General features: G+C 73.9%; 1 protein-coding gene and 2 pseudogenes. 2 read left to right on the top strand and 1 reads right to left on the bottom strand.

Going from position 1 to position 2,414, the window contains the following annotated elements:
- Positions 1-225, bottom strand: a pseudogene (locus ACYVE9_RS23135) (bifunctional DNA primase/polymerase); the annotation flags it as partial.
- 352 nt (positions 226-577) lie between these two features.
- Between ACYVE9_RS23135 and ACYVE9_RS23130 the strand changes: the two are divergent.
- On the top strand, positions 578-1,969 hold the full coding sequence (locus tag ACYVE9_RS23130; protein ID WP_461029824.1) for a transcriptional regulator: 1,392 nt from the start codon (positions 578-580) through the stop codon (positions 1,967-1,969).
- A gap of 223 nt (positions 1,970-2,192) precedes the next feature.
- Positions 2,193-2,414: pseudogene (locus ACYVE9_RS23125) on the top strand (hypothetical protein); the annotation flags it as partial.

Here is a 2,414-nt window from a genome sequence, read left to right as displayed (position 1 = left end):
CGCGTCCGCGGGGTGCGCGCCCGGAGCCGGGCAGTCGACCGCGCGGCAGGTGCACCGCGGGGTGCCGCCGTCGTCGCTGCCGGTCTCCAGCCAGGTGCCGGGAAACACGTCCCAGTGCCGCTCCTGCGCGTAGCGGACCGCGTGTTCGAGCAGTGTCTCCCCCCGCTGTTGGGGGATCTGGGGGGCTGCGGTGACTCCTGAGGTGACTCCGATGGTCTCTTCCACGCACTTCACAACTGCACGTACCACCAGGGGTTACGGCCCTCTTCGCCATCACCGAGGCGATACGTTCCGCCCGCCGCCGAGCGGCCGGTCGGCGGCGGGCGGGGGGAGGGCGCATCGGTGCACAGGCGGGGGCGCGCGCCGCAGGGGTCGGTCTCGGATGGGTAGTCACCTCTGCGGTGTGATGCCGGGGTCCGCCGGGATTTTCCGCATATGCACTGGGCAGTGTTGCTCCGTTGCTCCGCTGCTCCGTCGTCGCGCAGGCCGGTGTCCCGTAGCGGGCGCCGGTCAGCGCCGGTCAGCGAAGTGCGCCATCGATGCACGTCCGCCATCACCCACGAGGGGGGAGCCGCCCATGGCCGCCAGGCCGCTCGTAGCGAGGCAGCCCAACGAACGGCTGCAAGCACTCATCCAGGAGGCAGGCTGCTCCAACGCCGGCCTGGCCCGCCGCGTCAACCTGGTCGGCGCCGAACACGGCCTCGACCTGCGGTACGACAAGACCTCGGTGGCCCGGTGGCTGCGCGGCCAGCAGCCGCGCGGCCGGGCCCCGGGCATCATCGCCGAGGCACTGGGCCGCAAGCTGTCCCGGGCCGTCACCATCGACGAGATCGGCATGGCCAACGGCAAGAACCTCGCCGCCGGGGTCGGACTCCAGTTCGCCTCCTCGGTGCCGGCCGCCGTCGAACAGGTCAGTGAGCTGTGGCGCAGCGACGTCGGGCGCCGCGAGTTCCTCACCGGCCGGTCGGTCGCCGCCTCCGCGCTGGTCGAGCCCAGCCGGGACTGGCTGATCAGCGGGGCCGACCCGCAGGTGGCCAGGACGGCGGGCCCGCGGGTCGGCGCCGCCGACGTGGAGGCCGTCCGGGCCACGACCGCGGCACTGTCCGAGCTGGACCACCGCTTCGGCTCCGGCCACGTACGGCCGGTCGTCGTGCACTACCTGAACAGCGTGGTCGCCGGCATGCTCGCCGGCTCCTACCGGGAGACCATCGGACGGGAGTTGTTCGCCGCCGTCGCCCGACTCACCGAACTGGCCGGTTACATGGCGGTCGACACCGGCCAACCCGGTCTGGCACAGCGCTACTACATCCAGGCGCTGCGGCTGTCCCAGGCAGCCGGTGACCGCGGTTACGGCGGTTACGTACTGGCCGCCGGCATGAGTCATCTCGCCGGTCCGCTGGGCAACCCCCGGGAGATCACCCAGCTGGCGAGGGCCGCGCAGGAAGGCAGTCGCGGCCAGGTCACCCCCCGGGTGGAGGCGATGTTCCTCGCCGCCGAGGCCCGCGGCCACGCCCTGCTCGGTGACGGCCGGGCCTGCCAACTCGCCGCCGGACAGGCCCTGTCCGCCTTCGAGCGGGCCGAGGCGGCGACCGACGCGGGGGACGACCCCCCGTGGATCGCGCACTTCGACGCGGCGTACCTCGCGGACGAGTTGGCGCACTGCCACCGGGACCTCGGCCAGCCGGTGCCCGCGGCGCGCCGGGCCGAGGAGGCGCTGGCCCGACTCGACGAGCGCCGCACCAGACGCCGTGCGATCGGGTTGCTGCTGCTGGCCGACGCGCAGGTACAGCAGCGCGAGATCGACCGCGCCTGCCACACGGGGGCCCGGGCGCTGGAACTGCTCACGGGGCTGCGCTCCGAGCGCGGCCAGGAGTATCTGGACGCCTTCCACCAGCGGCTGGAGCCCTACGCGCAGGAGCCGGTCGTCCGTGAGTTCACCGCCCGGGCCCGGTTGGAGGTCGCGGCCTGAGGCGGACGGGACACCTCGGTTCCGCCGGCCGCGGCGACGCCGGCGGAACCTCCCGCAGGCCGCCCGGCCGTGCGGGGCCTGTCACCTGTCCGCCGGGGCGTCTGCGTCTACCCGCCCGGACCGGTCGGTAACCGGGGAGGACGTGGTCGGTTGTGCGAAAGACCCGGTAGCGTTGCCGACGGTCTGTAAGTCGGATGAACACTCGCACGAACGAGGAGTCCCGGTGACAACGCACAGCGGACAGGGCGACGAGCCGCGCGAGGGAATCGTGCTGCCGTCGAACGGTGAGCCGTGGTTCCCGGGACGGCAGGAGGCGGCACCGGTCTCACCCCCGGCCGGACGGCCCTGGGACGAGCCGTGGGGCCCCGGGGCCGATGAGCCACCTTCCACCGGCGCCGCCGCGCCGCTGCCGCCGCACGCCCCGACTCAGGGCCCGTCCCACCCG

It is taken from the genome of Streptomyces sparsus, from assembly GCF_054776295.1.
The sequence above is the reverse complement of the archived record's forward strand: the minus strand, read 5'-3'. Positions and strand labels throughout refer to the sequence as shown.